The 15380-nt window shown below is 59.8% G+C and carries 14 protein-coding genes; 11 read left to right on the forward strand and 3 right to left on the reverse strand.

Features of this window, described 5'->3' with window-relative positions; genetic code table 11:
* The first annotated feature begins 48 nt into the window (after positions 1 to 48).
* Genes obgE through N2599_RS17670 form a run of 4 tightly spaced genes read left to right on the forward strand, consistent with a single transcriptional unit; the run spans position 49 to position 4182 of the window.
* Positions 49 to 1128: a GTPase ObgE gene (gene obgE / locus N2599_RS17655; RefSeq protein WP_027513703.1), complete on the forward strand. Its 1080-nt coding sequence runs from the start codon at positions 49 to 51 to the stop codon at positions 1126 to 1128.
* Positions 1115 to 2284, forward strand: a complete 1170-nt coding sequence (gene proB, locus N2599_RS17660) for a glutamate 5-kinase (RefSeq protein ID WP_027513702.1) — start codon at positions 1115 to 1117, stop codon at positions 2282 to 2284. The genes obgE and proB overlap by 14 nt, the downstream gene beginning before the upstream one ends.
* Positions 2277 to 3560, forward strand: coding sequence for a glutamate-5-semialdehyde dehydrogenase (locus N2599_RS17665; RefSeq protein ID WP_027513701.1), 1284 nt, complete (start codon positions 2277 to 2279; stop codon positions 3558 to 3560). The genes proB and N2599_RS17665 overlap by 8 nt, the downstream gene beginning before the upstream one ends.
* Positions 3535 to 4182 (forward strand): nicotinate-nucleotide adenylyltransferase, encoded by a 648-nt coding sequence (locus N2599_RS17670; protein WP_027513700.1) that lies wholly within the window; start codon positions 3535 to 3537, stop codon positions 4180 to 4182. The genes N2599_RS17665 and N2599_RS17670 overlap by 26 nt, the downstream gene beginning before the upstream one ends.
* A gap of 619 nt (positions 4183 to 4801) precedes the next feature.
* On the opposite strand, the gene N2599_RS17675 is transcribed toward N2599_RS17670, so the two are convergent.
* Positions 4802 to 5971 carry an aldose epimerase family protein gene (locus N2599_RS17675; protein ID WP_051336847.1) on the reverse strand — a complete coding sequence of 390 codons (1170 nt, stop codon included), beginning with the start codon at positions 5969 to 5971 and terminating at the stop codon, positions 4802 to 4804.
* 395 nt (positions 5972 to 6366) lie between these two features.
* Here N2599_RS17675 and N2599_RS17680 point away from each other — a divergent pair, with 395 nt between their 5' ends.
* The 6 genes from N2599_RS17680 (at position 6367) to N2599_RS17705 (ending at position 11805) form a co-directional block, all read left to right on the forward strand.
* On the forward strand, positions 6367 to 6723 hold the full coding sequence (locus tag N2599_RS17680) for an ArsR/SmtB family transcription factor (protein WP_027513698.1): 357 nt from the start codon (positions 6367 to 6369) through the stop codon (positions 6721 to 6723).
* Entirely contained in the window at positions 6707 to 7210 is a 504-nt protein-coding gene (locus tag N2599_RS17685) for an SRPBCC family protein (protein ID WP_027513697.1), read from the forward strand. The genes N2599_RS17680 and N2599_RS17685 overlap by 17 nt, the downstream gene beginning before the upstream one ends.
* A gap of 339 nt (positions 7211 to 7549) precedes the next feature.
* Positions 7550 to 8134: a GNAT family N-acetyltransferase gene (locus N2599_RS17690; protein ID WP_027513696.1), complete on the forward strand. Its 585-nt coding sequence runs from the start codon at positions 7550 to 7552 to the stop codon at positions 8132 to 8134.
* Positions 8135 to 8363: 229 nt separating this feature from the next.
* Entirely contained in the window at positions 8364 to 10133 is a 1770-nt protein-coding gene (locus N2599_RS17695) for an adenylate/guanylate cyclase domain-containing protein (protein ID WP_027513695.1), read from the forward strand.
* 209 nt (positions 10134 to 10342) lie between these two features.
* A complete protein-coding gene (locus tag N2599_RS17700) occupies positions 10343 to 10852 on the forward strand; it encodes an adenylate kinase family protein (RefSeq protein WP_027513694.1) in 510 nt (169 codons plus the stop codon).
* 326 nt (positions 10853 to 11178) lie between these two features.
* A complete protein-coding gene (locus N2599_RS17705) occupies positions 11179 to 11805 on the forward strand; it encodes a class I SAM-dependent methyltransferase (protein ID WP_260307467.1) in 627 nt (208 codons plus the stop codon).
* Between the two features lie 146 nt (positions 11806 to 11951).
* Here the strand turns inward: N2599_RS17705 and N2599_RS17710 are convergent, their stop codons facing one another.
* Positions 11952 to 13127 carry an AAA family ATPase gene (locus N2599_RS17710; protein ID WP_245209288.1) on the reverse strand — a complete coding sequence of 392 codons (1176 nt, stop codon included), beginning with the start codon at positions 13125 to 13127 and terminating at the stop codon, positions 11952 to 11954.
* Between the two features lie 257 nt (positions 13128 to 13384).
* Positions 13385 to 14134: an NYN domain-containing protein gene (locus N2599_RS17715; RefSeq protein WP_027512200.1), complete on the reverse strand. Its 750-nt coding sequence runs from the start codon at positions 14132 to 14134 to the stop codon at positions 13385 to 13387.
* A gap of 438 nt (positions 14135 to 14572) precedes the next feature.
* On the opposite strand from N2599_RS17715, the gene modA reads away from it, so the two are divergent.
* Positions 14573 to 15364, forward strand: a complete 792-nt coding sequence (gene modA / locus N2599_RS17720; protein WP_027512201.1) for a molybdate ABC transporter substrate-binding protein — start codon at positions 14573 to 14575, stop codon at positions 15362 to 15364.
* Positions 15365 to 15380 lie beyond the last annotated feature (16 nt).

Genomic DNA, 15380 nt, shown 5'->3' on the forward strand with positions numbered 1-15380 from the left:
GAAAGCGGCAGGATGGGGCGTGTAAAAGCCACCGATGATGGAAGTAAAATGAAATTTCTCGATGAAGCAAAGGTCTATATTCGGTCTGGTGACGGCGGCGCAGGCAGCGTCTCGTTCCGGCGCGAGAAATTCATCGAGTTCGGCGGACCGGACGGCGGCGATGGCGGCCGCGGCGGCGATGTCTGGATTGAAGCCGTCAACGGCCTCAACACGCTGATCGATTTCCGCTACCAGCAGCATTTCAAGGCCCAGATCGGCACGCACGGCATGGGCAAAAACCGCACCGGCGCCAATGGCGCAGACGTGACGCTCAAGGTCCCGGTGGGAACACAGGTCCTGGAAGAAGACCAGGAAACGCTGATCTGCGACCTGACGGAAGAAGGACAGCGTTTCCGGCTTGCCGCCGGCGGCAACGGCGGCTGGGGGAACGCGCATTTCAAGACCTCGGTCAATCAGGCACCGGATTGGGCAAATCCCGGTCTGCCCGGCGAGGAAAAGACGATCTGGCTGCATCTGAAGCTGATCGCCGACGCCGGGCTTGTCGGCCTTCCCAATGCCGGAAAGTCCACTTTCCTGGCGGCAGTCACCCGCGCGCGGCCGAAGATCGCCAACTATCCCTTCACGACCCTGCATCCGAACCTCGGCGTGGCAACGATCGACGGACAGGAATTCATTCTGGCGGACATTCCGGGACTGATCGAAGGCGCGCATGAGGGCATTGGCATCGGCGACCGGTTCCTCGGCCATGTCGAGCGTACTCGCGTGCTGCTGCATCTGGTTTCGGCGCAGGAGGAAAAGGTCGGCAAGGCCTATACGACCGTGAAGAACGAGCTTGAGGCCTATGGTAACGAACTGACCGACAAAGCGGAAATCGTTGCGCTCGCACAAATCGACGTACTCGACGAAGCGACACTCAAGAAGAAGATGAAGGAACTCGCCAAGGCTTGCGGCAAGACGCCGTTCCAGATTTCGGCCGCAACCGGCAAGGGCATGACCGAGGTTCTGCGAGCTCTGCGCGACGTCATTGTCGAAGCGAATGCGCGCGGTAAGAAGCCGGCCAAAGCGCCGAAGCTGCGGCATCGCGACATGATCGCGACCGACGAGGACAGAACGGATGACGACGCGTAAGCCGCTCGATCGCTACCGCCGCATCGTCATCAAGATCGGCTCAGCACTTCTTGTTGACCGTAAGGCCGGGCTCAAAAACGCGTGGCTGGATGCAATGTGCGCCGATATCGCCGCACTGAAGGCAAGAGGCGCGGACGTGCTTGTCGTCTCCTCGGGCGCTATCGCGCTCGGCCGCTCTGTGCTGGATCTGCCTTCTGGCGCGCTAAAACTGGAAGAAAGCCAGGCGGCGGCAGCCGTCGGCCAGATTTCGCTCGCACGCGCCTGGTCGGAAAGCCTGTCGCGGGATGAGATCGTGGCGGGCCAGATCCTGCTCACCCTCGGGGATACGGAGGAGCGTCGCCGTTATCTCAATGCCCGCGCCACCATCAACCAGCTGTTGAAGATCGGCGCCGTTCCGATCATCAACGAGAATGACACGGTTGCAACCAGCGAAATCCGATACGGCGACAATGACCGCCTCGCCGCCCGTGTCGCAACGATGACGGGCGCCGATCTGCTGATCCTTCTATCCGATATCGACGGACTTTATACTGCGCCGCCGCACCTTGATCCGGATGCAGAATTCCTCGAGACGATCGCCGAGATCACCCCCGAGATCGAGGCCATGGCAGGCGGCGCCGCTTCCGAGCTGTCGCGCGGCGGCATGCGCACGAAGATCGACGCTGGCAAGATCGCAACGACGTCGGGCTGCGCAATGATCATCGCTTCCGGCAAAACGGATAGCCCGCTATCCGCCATTTCGAACGGCGCACGTTCCTCCTGGTTCGCACCGTCCGGCACCCCCGTGACCGCGCGCAAGACCTGGATCGCAGGTCAGTTGCAGCCAGCGGGAGAACTGCATGTCGACGACGGCGCCGTGACGGCGCTCGGTGCGGGCAAAAGCCTGCTTCCCGCCGGCGTTCGCAAGGTGATCGGGCTTTTTAGCAGGGGGGACACTGTGGCAATCATCGGCCCTTCTGGGCGCGAGATCGCCCGCGGCCTCGTCAGCTACGACGCAGAAGACGCCCGCCAGATCGTTGGCCGCAAATCGGCAGAGATCGAAGCGATCCTCGGTTATCCCGGCCGTACCGCCATGATCCATCGCGACGATATGGTGATGACGTCACAGGTAAATTCGAAATCGGAAAGGCAGAAGAAGGACGCTGCCCATGCTTGAGACTGTTGCACAAAGCCCTGACATTGACGCGCTGATGAACGACATCGGCCGCAAGGCCAAGGCTGCGGCACGACCGTTGGGTTTTGCGTCCACCGAAGCCAAGGACAAGGCGCTGAATGCGATGGCCGACGCGATCCTCGCAAGCAAGGAGCAGATCCTTGCCGAAAACGCCAAGGATCTGCACGACGTCGCCGGCACCGATATGCTCGCCTCCTTCATCGACCGCTTGACGCTGAACGACCAGCGCATCAGCGAAATGGCAGAAGGCATCCGCGCCATTGCTGCGCTGAAAGATCCGGTCGGCGAAGTGATCGCCGCCTGGGATCGGCCGAACGGACTGAAGATCGAGCGGGTCCGCACACCCCTCGGCGTCATCGGCGTCATCTTCGAAAGCCGGCCGAATGTGACGGCCGATGCCGGTGCGCTTTGCCTGAAGGCAGGTAATGCTGTGATCCTGCGGTGCGGCTCGGATTCGCGCCGTTCATCGCAGGCTATCCATGCCTGCCTCGTTAAAGGACTAAAGGCGGCAGGTCTTCCGGAGCATGCCATACAGCTCGTTCCGGTTTCGGACCGTGCCGCCGTCGGCGCCATGCTGCGGGGCTTGGAAGGTGCAATCGACGTCATCGTGCCGCGCGGCGGCAAGAGCCTCGTCGCCCGCGTGCAGAACGAAGCCCGCGTACCGGTCTTTGCCCATCTCGAAGGCCTCTGCCACATCTACGTCGACAAGTCGGGCGATATCGAAATGGCAAAGCAGATCATCGTCAATGCCAAGATGCGCCGCACGGGCATCTGCGGTGCCGTGGAAACCCTGCTTGTCGATGGCGCTGCGATCGGCACGCACCTGACGCCGCTACTGGAAGCGCTGACTGGGGCCGGCTGCGAGATCCGCGCATCCGCCACGGTGTTGAAGGTCGCTCCAGGAATGAAGCCGGCGACCGAGGAAGATTGGTCGACCGAGTATCTCGATGCGGTCATTTCCGTTGCCGTTGTGGACGGCATTTCCGGCGCGATCGCACATATCCAGAAGTATTCGTCGAACCATACGGAAGCCGTGATCGCGGAAGATCCGGCTGTCGTCGAGCGGTTCTTCACCGAAATCGATTCAGCCATCCTGCTTCACAACGCTTCCACACAATTCGCGGACGGCGGCGAGTTTGGCATGGGTGCGGAAATCGGCATTGCGACGGGCAAGATGCATGCCCGCGGTCCTGTTGGTGTCGAGCAGCTTACGTCCTTCAAATACCGCGTGCATGGCACCGGACAAACGCGGCCCTGACGTGACGACAGACGACATAGACCATCGCTACCTTCGCATGCCGCACACCGAGCGCGGCATGGTCGTCGGTCTGTTTGGTGGTTCCTTCAATCCGCCGCATCAGGGGCATGCGCTGGTTGCGGAGATTGCCATACGGCGCCTCGGCCTCGACCAACTTTGGTGGATGGTGACGCCCGGCAATCCACTGAAGGACCGCAACCATCTTGCGCCACTTGCCGAGCGCATCGCACTCAGCGAAGCGATCACAACCGATCCGCATATCAAGGTGACTGCATTCGAACAGGCATTCGGCGTCAGTTATACGGCAAACACACTCGCCAGGGTAAAGGCACGCAATCCGAACATCCATTTCATCTGGATTATGGGTGCCGATAGCCTGCAGACCTTCCACAAATGGCAGAAATGGAAAGAAATCGCCCGCACCTTCCCGATCGCCGTCATCGATCGACCCGGCGCAACGCTTTCCTATCTCTCGTCGAAAATGGCGAAGACCTTCAGTTTCGCCCGTATCGATGAGGACGATGCCCGCGTGCTCTGGAAAAAAACCGCGCCTGCCTGGACCTTCATCCACGGCCCGCGCTCGGCTTTGAGTTCGACCGCTATTCGGAAGGCTGCTGAGTAAGCATTAATTTTGTAGGGCTGACAAATGAAAAGCCCGACGGGGGAGGATCCGTCGGGCTTTATAAACTCGATCGACAACTGGGAGGAGGAGTGTTGCCGACCCACATCTAGCGGCTTTGGGAGGAGGAGATCGCCGTTTCGATAAGTATGTTTTATCATAACTTCGAGAAAGTGGAATGCCTTATATTGCATTGCAGCAATGCAATGCGTGCAAGGCTTCTCCTGACCTGCGCCGCTTTTTGCGGCATTTTGCAACGGGTTAGCGTTAGAAACGTGAAAGACGCTCATAATGCGCCGATCCGGTCGTTTGATGCTGTCAATCGACATGATGACCGCCTGATGCGCGGGACTTTCATGTCGCTTCTCCAAACCTGCCGTGCGCGCTGCGACCCGCGACCTGACGCGCCTCCCTTTCGGAGGTAGACAGCGACTTGGTCTGATTGGCTAGGGCCAGCGGACATAGCGCCAGCAAGCAAGCTAAGTCTCCGGATCCGCTGCCTTGCCTCCCACAGCGACGACGCCCAGGGCTCCAGCGTCTCGATCGAAATGCCCGTCATCCATGATCTCCGAGTCGTGGCGACCCATCGATTCAGCAACCAGAAAAGAACGCAGCTGCAGCGCTAGGACGCATCGGTGGAGAATTTGTGTATCGTAGTCGACTTCAGCGTTTCGCCCGGTTTCAGCACCGTCGTCGGAAAGGGCGGCTTGTTTGGCGAATCCGGGAAGTGCTGCGTCTCAAGGCAGAAGCCGTCGGTCTGGCGGTACTGCTGACCGGCCGCGCCGACGAGCGTCGAATCGAGGAAGTTGCCACTGTAGAATTGGATGCCGGGCTCGGTGGTCGAGATCTCCATGATCCGGCCCGAGCGCGGCTCGTAGACTCGCGCTGCGAGCGAAAGCCCACTACCTGACCGGTTCAGCGCGAAGTTGTGATCGTATCCGCGGCCATAGGCCATCTGTGGGTCGTTCGAGCGGATGCGTGCGCCGATCGGCATCCCTTGGCGGAAGTCGAACGGCGTGCCGGTCACGGAGGCGAGCTGCCCGGTAGGGATCAACGTCGCATCAACCGGCGTGTAGCGATCGGCGTTGATCGTGAGGATGTGATCGTCGATCCCACCCGTGCCGTCGCCGGCGAGATTGAAGTAGGAATGACTCGTGAGATTAACCACGGTTGGTTTGTCGGTCGTCGCCTCGTAGTCGATACGCAGCTCGTTGTCGTTTGTGAGGCTATAGACGACCCGGACCGTGAGCGTGCCGGGATAGCCTTCCTCGCCGTCCTTGCTCGTGTAGCCCAGCCGCGCTGCGGCGCCGCTGACGCTGCTCAGCGGCTCGACCGCCCAGACGACCTTGTCGAAGCCTTTCGTGCCTCCATGCAGGCTGTTCGGCCCGTTATTGGCGGCGAGCTTGTATTGCGTGCCGTCAAGCGTGAACTTCGCGCCGCCGATGCGATTGCCGTAGCGCCCGATCAAGGCGCCGAAATAGGGGTTCATGGATTCGTAGTCGGCGAGTTCCTTGAAGCCGAGCACGACGTTGTCAAGCTTGCCCCAGCGGTCGGGCACATTGATCGCCGTGATGATGCCGCCATAGGCGATGAACTTGACGGACGCGCCCCTGTCGTTGGTGAGCGTGTAGAGATCGACGGCTTTGCCGTCCTGCGTGTTTCCGAATGGGGTCTTGTCCACAGAGCCGGCGCTGGCGTTCGTTCCCGTCAACAGCACGCCCATGCCGAGCACGGCCGCGCCGAGCACTGACCTATGCCACGTACGCGATTTGTTGGGATCGATCGGTGTCATGGTTTCCTCCCTTGACAGGCTCTTCGCCGGCGGCCTCGGACGAGCCGCCCAAAAGACCAATTTTAAACTCATCGGGCAATCAAGGTAAGCGCGTTCTGGTAGAGATTGTACAATAGCACCGTGCTTGAAAAGCGTGTGCCGGACACTGCCGGTCGCATCAGCTCATTGCCTGATCAAAATGCCGTCAGTGCGTGAATCGCAGGATGCGTATCCGTCTGATTCTCCACTTCGACCTGCTCCTAGTTGGTGTCGCAAAGCCGCCCTTTAGAGGTGAGCTTGACCCGCAGCAGACGATTTTGCTGCCGCCGCCGCGGTGCATGACCTCGAATGACCGATCTACGGCAGGGAAAGTAACGCTTGCACTTCCTGCGCCAGCAGGATAGACACTGAACTATATGGTTCAGTATGTAAGTCCTCCCCTCGATCTCTCGTTCGCGGCGCTGTCCGATGCGACCCGCCGCGGGATCATCGATCAGCTTGGGCGAGGCGACGCGTCGATCACCAGTCTCGCGGACAAGTTCCAGATGACGCTGACCGGCATGAAGAAGCACGTCCAGGTTCTCGAGCGGGCGGGGCTCGTCGTCACGCAGAAGGTCGGACGGGTGAGAACCTGCAAGCTTGGGAAACGCGGCCTCAACGCGGAGGCCGAGTGGATCGAGGCGCATCGCAAGCTCTTCGAGGCCCGCTTCGAAGCATTGGACGAAATCATCGGCGAAATGACACAGGAGGGAAGCGATGAACCAGCAAGTTAACAGTGCAGATGGTGCGCAGAACCGCACGTCAGTCGAGCGCAAAGGGGATCGCGAACTCGTTGTAACGCGGACATTCAATGCGCCGCCGAGCACGGTTTACAGGGCGTGGAGCCAGCCCGAGCTGTTCCAGCGCTGGTGGGTGCCAAAATCGGCATCCGGCGTTTCGCTCGTATCGTGCGATATGGACGTCCGTACCGGCGGCAAATATCGGCTGGAATTCGGCGCCGGCGGTTCGGACACCATGGCCTTCTACGGCAAGTATCTCGAGGTGGTGCCGAACGAGCGCATCGTCTGGACCAACGACGAGGGCGAGGAAGGCGCGATCACGACCGTGACCTTCGAGGACCAGGGCGGGAAGACGCTGCTGAATCTCCACGAAGTCTATCCGTCCAAGGAGGCGCTTGAGGAAGCACTACAGGGCGGGGCGGCCGCATTGCCGGAGCAGCTGGAACAGCTCGACGAATTGCTTTCCGGCACAGGCGAGTAGCGCGGGTCGGGAAATTCGCCTCGGGGAAACGTCTGCTCTTGGGAAGTGACTCCACCGGCCTTTCCAGCCGGAGCGGGGGCGCAAAGCCATCGTTGAACGCAATGGCCGTAAATGTCCGGAATGGGCGCGACACCTGCGGAGCTTTAAAGCTCTTGAACGGAATCGAACCGACGACCCTAGTTGCCAAAGCCTTTTCGTCTCAAAGGCGCCAGTAGGAGAAATCGGCGTCGACCTCTGAGTCAGCAGCAACCGGTATCGCTCCCACGCCATCCGGGTTACGATGCGTAGCTGAGAACGGGCGCGGGCGCCTCGTCGGACCACCTACGTCAGGAGGGCAGCATGAAATCGCCAACAGTGAGAGTTATGGCCGCGACCGAGGAAGATCTGGCGGTCGAAACGGTCATGCTGGCGTTTGCAGCGGATCCTATGGCGCGATGGACCTGGCCGCATGCACACCAGTACCTTGCGGCCATGCCGCGAATGATCCGGGCATTCGGGAGCAGCTCATTCTCTAACGGAACCGCCTTTTGCACCGACGGCTACGCCGGGACGGCGCTGTGGCTATCGCCCGGGGTGCATTCCGACGAGGAAGGGCTTGGTGCGGTGCTCGAGAGCACGGTTGCGCGCTCTCTTGCCCCCGAAACCACGGCCATATTCGAGCAGATGGGCGCGTACCACCCGACCGAACCACATTGGTACCTGCCCCTGATCGGCGTCGACCCGGCGCATCAAGGCGAAGGTCACGGCGACGCCTTGATGGCCTACGCACTCGTACGGTGCGATCGCGATCACGCGCCAGCCTATTTGGAATCCTCGAACCCGCGCAACATTCCGTTCTACCGACGCTACGGCTTCGAACCGCTCGGTGCGATCCAGGTCGGTTCGTCGCCGACGCTCGTCCCGATGCTGCGGCGGCCGCATTGAGCTTCAGTTCGATCAGATAATTTGTGGCATGCCGGCGCTTTTAGAAGTCGGACGATGTAGCTTTGACGACCGACAGCGCGCCTCGCGATCGGTGCTCAGCATCGTAAGCTTTCAGGCATGAGGGTGAACAGATGGCGAGCCTGGATCTTGCCCACCGGCACGCTGGAACACCGAACTCTCCTCCTTCCCTGTGCCTTCGTGTTATTATGGCGACTAGGGAGATGGCTCGATGAGCGAGAACCGGAAGCTAGCAGCGATCCTGGCTGCCGACGTGGTCGGGTACAGCCGGTTGGCCGGCGCAGACGAAGAACGTACCTTGGCGAGGTTGCGGGCACTGCGCAGCGACCTGATCGATCCGACCATCGCCGTGCACAACGGACGCGTGATCAAACGCACAGGGGACGGGGCGCTGGTCGAGTTCCGCAGTGTGGTAGACGCCGTACGCTGCGCCATGGAAGTGCAAAATGGCATGGTCGAGCGCAATGCCGGCGTGCCGCAGGAGCGCCGCATCGAGTTCCGGATCGGAATTCATCTCGGCGACGTAGTCGAGGAAAGCGACGGTGATCTAATGGGCGACGGCGTCAACATCGCCTCGCGTTTGGAGGGCGTCGCGGCGCCTGGCGCCATCTGCCTATCCGAGGATGCCTATCGTCAGGTCAAGGCGCGGCTTGACCTCTCAGTCAGCGATCTCGGCAACACGCAGCTCAAGAACATCGCCGAGCCGATCCGGGTGTATTCGCTGCGTGTCGGCACCGCCGAGGCAAAGGCAACCGCGAACTCCGAATCCGCGACAAGCCGGCTGGCGACGGTACCGCCGCCGAAGCTGTCGATCGCCGTGCTGCCCTTCGCCAACATGAGCGGTGATGTCGAGCAGGAGTATTTCGCCGATGGAATCTCGGAAGACATCATCACGGCTCTCTCAAAGCTGCCGCAGCTCTTCGTCATCGCCCGCAATTCGTCGTTTACCTTCAAGGGCAAGAACGTCCACGTGCAGGAGGTCGGCAGAAACCTCGGCGTACGCTACGTGCTGGAAGGCAGCGTCCGTAGATCTGGCAACAGGGTACGGATCACCGCCCAGCTTATCGACGCAGCCTCGGGTGGCCATCTGTGGGCGGAGCGCTTCGATCGTGACCTGACCGACATATTCGCGGTCCAGGACGATGTCACTCAGCAGATCGTGGATGCGATGGCCATCAACCTGACGGAAGGCGACCGGCAGCGGATGGCGCCAGAGCACACTGGCAACGTGGAGGCTTATGACTATTTCCTGCGTGGCCGAGAGCTGTGGCACCGGCTGACGAAGGAGACGAACATCGCCGCCCGGGATCTTTTGCAACGTGCAATCGAGCTGGACCCGAATTTCGCCTCGGCCCACGCGTTCCTAGCCCTTACCCACGGACTCGACTACTTGAACGGATGGAGCCCGTCACCGCCGAATTCGCGCGAGCAAGCAGAAGAGCTTGCGAGGCGGGCGGTAGCGCTGGATGATCGCGATCCTAGGGCGCACTGGGCGCTGAGCATCGTCGAATTGTATTCGCGACGGCACGACATGGCCATCAGCGAGGCCCAGCGTGCGATAATCCTCAATCCGAACTTCGCTGAAGGGCACGTCAGCCTCGGCGAGGCGCTGTACTACTCGGGCAGGGCCGACGAGGCGCTCAAGTATTTCGATGGGGCGAAGGTCTTGAACCCTTACTTTCCGGATGTGCTCCTGCACTTCCAGGCATTGGCGTTGTTTCAACTGGGAAGGTACGATCAGGCAGTTGGCTTGCTGAAAGAGCGGCTGACCCGCAATCCCGTTACCGATGTTTCTCGCGCGCTTCTGGCTTCCAGTTATGGCCATCTGGGTCGTTTCGACGAGGCCCGCGCGGCTTGGCAGGAGGTGCTCCGGGTTAATCCCGACTACTCCCTGGAATACCGTCGCAAAGTGCTGCCCTACAAGAACCCCGCGGATTTCGAGATGGTGGTGGACGGGCTTCGCAAGGCCGGCCTGGCGTAACTGCGCACCAGGGGAATGCCCGGTTTCAAACCTTCTGCAGCCACTCGTTCAAATGAGGAGCAATGACTGGTGTTGGCGCTTATCCGCTAGACATTCGCCACTAATCCGAAAAGTACCGAAAGCTGTCCTTGATCAGGTGAGTTCGTTGGTGAAGCGTCCGCACGTAAAGTCTCTTCTCACGGGATTGAAGGCCATGATAAACGGCGCCTATGGGAATTAAGAACTATCTGATCGAAGGCAGTTCCGGCACTGGAAAAACGTCTGTCGCTACTGAACTGGAGCGGCGGGGCTACCATGTCGTCCATGGTGACCGGGTCTTGGCCTATATCGGCGACCCCGAGACAGGCCAGGCACTCGCAGGACCACCCGCAGGCGCGGACCGCATCGTTTGGGGATACGCGCACTGGATCTGGCCTGTCGACAAGGTCCGCGCTATTGCTGCCGACACCACCCATCCAATCACCTTCTTCTGTGGCGGCTCGCGCAATTTCGATAAATTCCTGGACCTATTCGACAAGGTTTTCGTGCTGGACATAGACGTTGAGACATTGAACCGACGATTAGATGGACGGCCGAATGAGCCGGGCTTCGAGCCGGCCGAGCGGGCGTTGGTACTCCGCTACCATGATACTCGGGGATACCTCCCCGTCGGCATCAATATCGACACGGCAGATACTGTCCCAAGTGTCGTCGACGATATCCTCGCTCAACTCACCTGAAGCCCTGAAAGTATTGTGAATGGATGGGAAGCACTCGATTATTGCGGGAAAGACGCTAGCCGCCTGAACGGCTCACTGGCGGCATTGTCGCTTTCGTAGCCGACCGGCAGCTCTCAGAACGACAAACTGGGTGTGTCAACGACCGTCTTGAGGCGCATTGCCGCCCCAGCAGCATTGGCTCGGCCGGTGGTGTCTCTGACCGTATTTCTGCTAAAGCTGGGAAGCAAATCGCCCGCGATATCACCAACTGCCGAAGTGTGAAGGGCGCAACGGGCTGATGGGCCTCTCGCTCATCAGGCCTCTTGTCTTGAAGGAGGAGCGCTAGGATGAGCACCGACCTGGATACCGTGCGGTCCTATGATACGGTCGCGGCGGAGTACGCTGCCGAGGCCGCGGCGATGCCCGAATGGGTCGCGACAGAGATCGATGCGTTCGTGACCGAGCTGGGCGGCTCGGGCAGGGTGCTGGAGATCGGAAGCGGTGGCGGGCGAGATGCACTTGAGCTTGAGAAGCGGGGAATTAGCGTCCGGCGCACCGACATTTCAAGGGGGTTCGTCGAACTGCTACGCGAAAGTGGTTTCGAGGCCGACCTGTTGGACCCGCTGACCGAAGACTTGGCCGATCCGCAGCGTCCCGGCAAGCCGTACGACGGGATCTGGGCCTGTGCCTGCCTGATTCATGTCGCGCGCGAGGATTTCGGCACGGTGCTTGGACGGCTTGCCGAGGCGACCCGGACCGGTGGCCGATTGCACGCCTCGGTTAGAGAGGGCGAAGGCGAGGATGTGTCCACACACGGCAGTGCTGCAGCGCCCCGGCGCTACGTCGAGACGTACTGGCGCGCGTCTGCCCTGCGGTCCGCACTCACAGACGCCGGCTGGATCGTCAGCGAGGTACGTCGGTGCGTCGGAAAGCCCCATGATCGGTGGCTGAGCGTTCGGGCGAGTCGGGCGTGACGCACACAGAACTTGCGGGAGTGGCCGGTTGTGGCGCGACTATGAACTCTAGGTGGTCACCGCAATGTCGGCTTCCGGGCGAAGGCAAAGATCCCCTCTGTGGCCGACATGGTGAAGGGTTTCGGGTGCCGGCGGGCGACGACGGCTCATCCGAGGTGCGGAACCCCGCCGTATGCACCGCTCAGATATTTGCGGTAGTGGTTCTCGTCGCGGCGCACCTTCACGTCCATGAGGCTGTAAAGGTGGCTGCGGCCCAGCCGATCTTTCTCGCAGATCACGATTTCCTCCTTGTTGAGGTCATCGAGCAGCGAGGCCGAATGGCAGGAAAGCCAGAGCTGTGCGTCGAACTTGTTGCGCCCCGAAGTCGCATAGAACCAGCGCACCAGTTCGGGCAGCATGTTCGGGTGAATGGCCGCGTCCATTTCGTCGATCGCGGCGATACCACCCGTGTCGAGCGCGCTCATGATGAACGGGAACATCTTGATAAAGGCCCGCGTGCCGTGGCTTTCCATCGGCCAAGGCATTTCGACCGCGAGCCCCGCGTGCTTGAACAGCAGCAGCGGCCCGCTGTCCGTATGCTCAAAGCGCATCCCTTCCACGCCGACGTCGATGCGGCTTAGCTCATCCTTCAGTCGCGCGACGTTGGGCTGGTTCTTCAAATAGTCGAGCAGGTCACGATCGACGAAGGAGTGCACAGGCTCAATTTGGAAGAGGGCCTTCCGCGCCGTATCCACGAGAAGCTGCGCGGTCGGGTGCTGGAATTTCGCGAACGACGACAGCACCGTATGATTGCCGGCGAGTGTCTTCACGAGGTGCTGGAAGCCCGAGAGGCTGAAGGTCTTAGAGTCCTTCACCTTACCCTCGACATCGCGCTCATAGACGCGCTGCCATTTCCCTTGACCGTTCGGCTTCTGGCGCAGCGCCTCGGACGCGATCCGTACCGCGAGTCCATCCTTGAGTTCGATTTCCAGTTCGTAGCGGTAAGTGCCTTGCTCCACCTTTTCGCCGTTCATGGCGCGCTGAAAGACTTCCGGCGTCAGATTCATGATGCCGCCCAGCTCGATCGCGAAACGGATCGGCCGATTGGCGGATTCCACGTCGTTGAAACGCTCGATGCCAGCGAAGCCTGGCACCGTCCGCGCTACGCTATCGCGGATCATCGTCACGACAAATTCGAGCGCGCGCAGCGCCGTCGTTTTGCCGGAGGCGTTGGCGCCAAAAAGCGCAACGACCTTCGGCGCGCGCACGTCCGCGCCCTCGAAGATGGGGGCATAACGGCCTTCAGGATCAGGCACTTTTCCATCCACCGTCAGGTCGAGCACCTGCGGATCGCGGATGGAGTAGAAGTTTTCGACCTCTAGCTTGTAGAGCATAGGATACCTTATTTATGGATAAAATAGCATTTTTAACGATATTTCGTCAATAATCAGATTGTAGGCTCATTTCATACTCGCCGAGGGATTTGGGCGCTATCGGCTGCGCAACATGGATGGATGTCAGCTTTAGGAAAGGGAGGTTGGTTCTCGAAGTGACCAAAAAGAGGGCACTTTTCAGCCCTCTCGCAATCATCTGCTACGGGTTAGGTGGTCGATTTCAAAGGTTTCTTGGCCGTAGGCTTGAGACGAATACGAACGGGACGTCCTTCAGCATGATCCACCTCGAACGAATTCGTCTTCTTCACCAGATCGCTCAATTTCTTGAAACCGAAGGTCCTTGGATCGAAGTCAGATGCCAGGTTCGCAAGTTGGGTCCCAACTGCGCCTAGCGGCACCCATCCATCCTCGGTCTCCATCTGCGCAATCACCCTCTTTATTATCGGTGTGGCAGCGCTCGGCGGCTCTAGTGAGCGCCCTGCCTGTACTGCATCTGCTTCGTTTGTCGCGACAGGTGGAGCTAAGTTTTCGGTGTAGATGAATCGGCGACAGGCTTGTCGGAAGCTCTCCGGTGTCTTCTGTTCGCCGAATCCGAAAACGTCGATGCCTTGCTCCCGGATGCGTGATGCTAAGCGAGTGAAATCGCTATCGGAGGAGACCAAGCAGAAGCCGTCAAATCTTCCACTGTGCAGGAGGTCCATCGCGTCGATGACGAGCGTTATATCGGAGGCGTTCTTACCCGTCGTGTAGGCAAATTGTTGTTGCGGAATTATCGCGTGCCGAGCGAGAACGTCGATCCAAGCCTTTGAGCGAGTACTGGCGAAGTCGCCATAGATGCGTCGCACGCTCGCTTCGCCAATTTTGGCAATTTCCTCGAACAGACCGTCGACAATTTTCGCGGACGCGTTATCAGCATCTATGAGCACCGCGAGACGTGGCGAACGCGTTTCAGACATTTAGAAGCTCCGCAGCAACGTTTGATCCATCCATTCACGATGGCTGACGTCCCAGTCTCTTGCAATTGGCCAAGCGCTATTTGTCGAATAATGATGCAAGCCAGAGACGAGGACTCACGCTCCCTTGCACTTTGGGAGTGCGCAATCACTTGTGTTGGCGCATTGACGCCGTCAAAAGCGTAGCTTGATCGACGTCTGCATTCCGGAAGACGTTGCGGCGGCCTTTACGGCCGATGTGCGGGCGCAAAGCTGCCGTTCAATGAGGTGTTGCCACGTAGCGACCTTCGAGAGGGCAGCTTATTGACCAAAAAGGCAATCTTCCACGGCAAACGACGACAGCTTATCGCACCTGTGCAATATATTTCTGTGAACATATCGATAGCCAATCCCCTCTATATCGATATATTCATCTCGATATTTCGGACTGTGGAGTGAAGCATGCATAATCGTCGGGAATGGATGAAGCGCGTAATCGGGATGATCTCTGCGGCCTGGATTGGCACCGCAGGGCTGCCGCAGTCGGCAAGCGCTGCGGATAAGGTTGTCGTCTTTGCGGCGGCGAGCCTCAAGAATGCCCTTGATGCCGCAAACGCCGCTTGGACAAAAGAAAGCGGGAAGGAAGCTGTCGCTTCCTATGCAGCGAGCTCCGCGCTCGCCAAGCAGATCGAAAATGGTGCACCAGCCGATATCTTTATCTCTGCCGACGGCGACTGGATGGACTACGTCGCGAAGAAAGGCATGATCAAGGAAGACACGCGCGCAAACTTGCTTGGCAACCGCATCGTGCTGGTGACCGCCAGCGACAAGGCAAAGCAGGTCGGCATCAAGCCGGGGTTCGATCTTTCCGGTCTTCTTGGCGATGGCAGGCTCGCCATGGGAGAAGTGAAATCCGTCCCCGCCGGCAAATACGGCAAAGCCGCGCTCGAAAAGCTCGGCGCCTGGACATCGGTGGAATCGAAGATTGCCGGTGTAGAAAGCGTGCGTGCCGCTCTTGCGCTCGTCTCCCGTGGCGAAGCGCCCTATGGCATTGTCTATCAGACAGATGCCGCAGCCGATAAAGGCGTAGCAATCGTCGGCACGTTTCCGGCCGAATCGCATCCGCCGATCGTTTATCCTATTGCGCTACTTGCCGGCAGCAGGAACGCGGATGCCGTTGCCTATCTCGAGTTTCTAAAGTCGGATAAGGCCGCACCCTTCTTTACTGCGCAGGGCTTTGCGATTTTAAAGTGAAGAGAGATTTTGTCCT

Origin of the sequence: Rhizobium sullae, assembly GCF_025200715.1 — a bacterium.
Lineage (GTDB): Bacteria > Pseudomonadota > Alphaproteobacteria > Rhizobiales > Rhizobiaceae > Rhizobium > Rhizobium sullae.

What these genes read in the sequence shown, in the direction of transcription:
- modA (WP_027512201.1), top strand. Translation starts at nt 14,573, where the DNA reads ATGCATAATCGTCGGGAATGGATGAAGCGCGTAATCGGGATGATCTCT.
- obgE (WP_027513703.1), top strand. Translation starts at nt 49, where the DNA reads ATGAAATTTCTCGATGAAGCAAAGGTCTATATTCGGTCTGGTGACGGC.
- N2599_RS17690 (WP_027513696.1), top strand. Translation starts at nt 7,550, where the DNA reads ATGAAATCGCCAACAGTGAGAGTTATGGCCGCGACCGAGGAAGATCTG.
- N2599_RS17695 (WP_027513695.1), top strand. Translation starts at nt 8,364, where the DNA reads ATGAGCGAGAACCGGAAGCTAGCAGCGATCCTGGCTGCCGACGTGGTC.
- N2599_RS17700 (WP_027513694.1), top strand. Translation starts at nt 10,343, where the DNA reads ATGGGAATTAAGAACTATCTGATCGAAGGCAGTTCCGGCACTGGAAAA.
- N2599_RS17715 (WP_027512200.1), bottom strand. Translation starts at nt 14,134, where the DNA reads ATGTCTGAAACGCGTTCGCCACGTCTCGCGGTGCTCATAGATGCTGAT.
- N2599_RS17670 (WP_027513700.1), top strand. Translation starts at nt 3,535, where the DNA reads ATGGCACCGGACAAACGCGGCCCTGACGTGACGACAGACGACATAGAC.
- proB (WP_027513702.1), top strand. Translation starts at nt 1,115, where the DNA reads ATGACGACGCGTAAGCCGCTCGATCGCTACCGCCGCATCGTCATCAAG.
- N2599_RS17705 (WP_260307467.1), top strand. Translation starts at nt 11,179, where the DNA reads ATGAGCACCGACCTGGATACCGTGCGGTCCTATGATACGGTCGCGGCG.
- N2599_RS17680 (WP_027513698.1), top strand. Translation starts at nt 6,367, where the DNA reads ATGGTTCAGTATGTAAGTCCTCCCCTCGATCTCTCGTTCGCGGCGCTG.
- N2599_RS17675 (WP_051336847.1), bottom strand. Translation starts at nt 5,971, where the DNA reads ATGACACCGATCGATCCCAACAAATCGCGTACGTGGCATAGGTCAGTG.
- N2599_RS17665 (WP_027513701.1), top strand. Translation starts at nt 2,277, where the DNA reads ATGCTTGAGACTGTTGCACAAAGCCCTGACATTGACGCGCTGATGAAC.
- N2599_RS17685 (WP_027513697.1), top strand. Translation starts at nt 6,707, where the DNA reads ATGAACCAGCAAGTTAACAGTGCAGATGGTGCGCAGAACCGCACGTCA.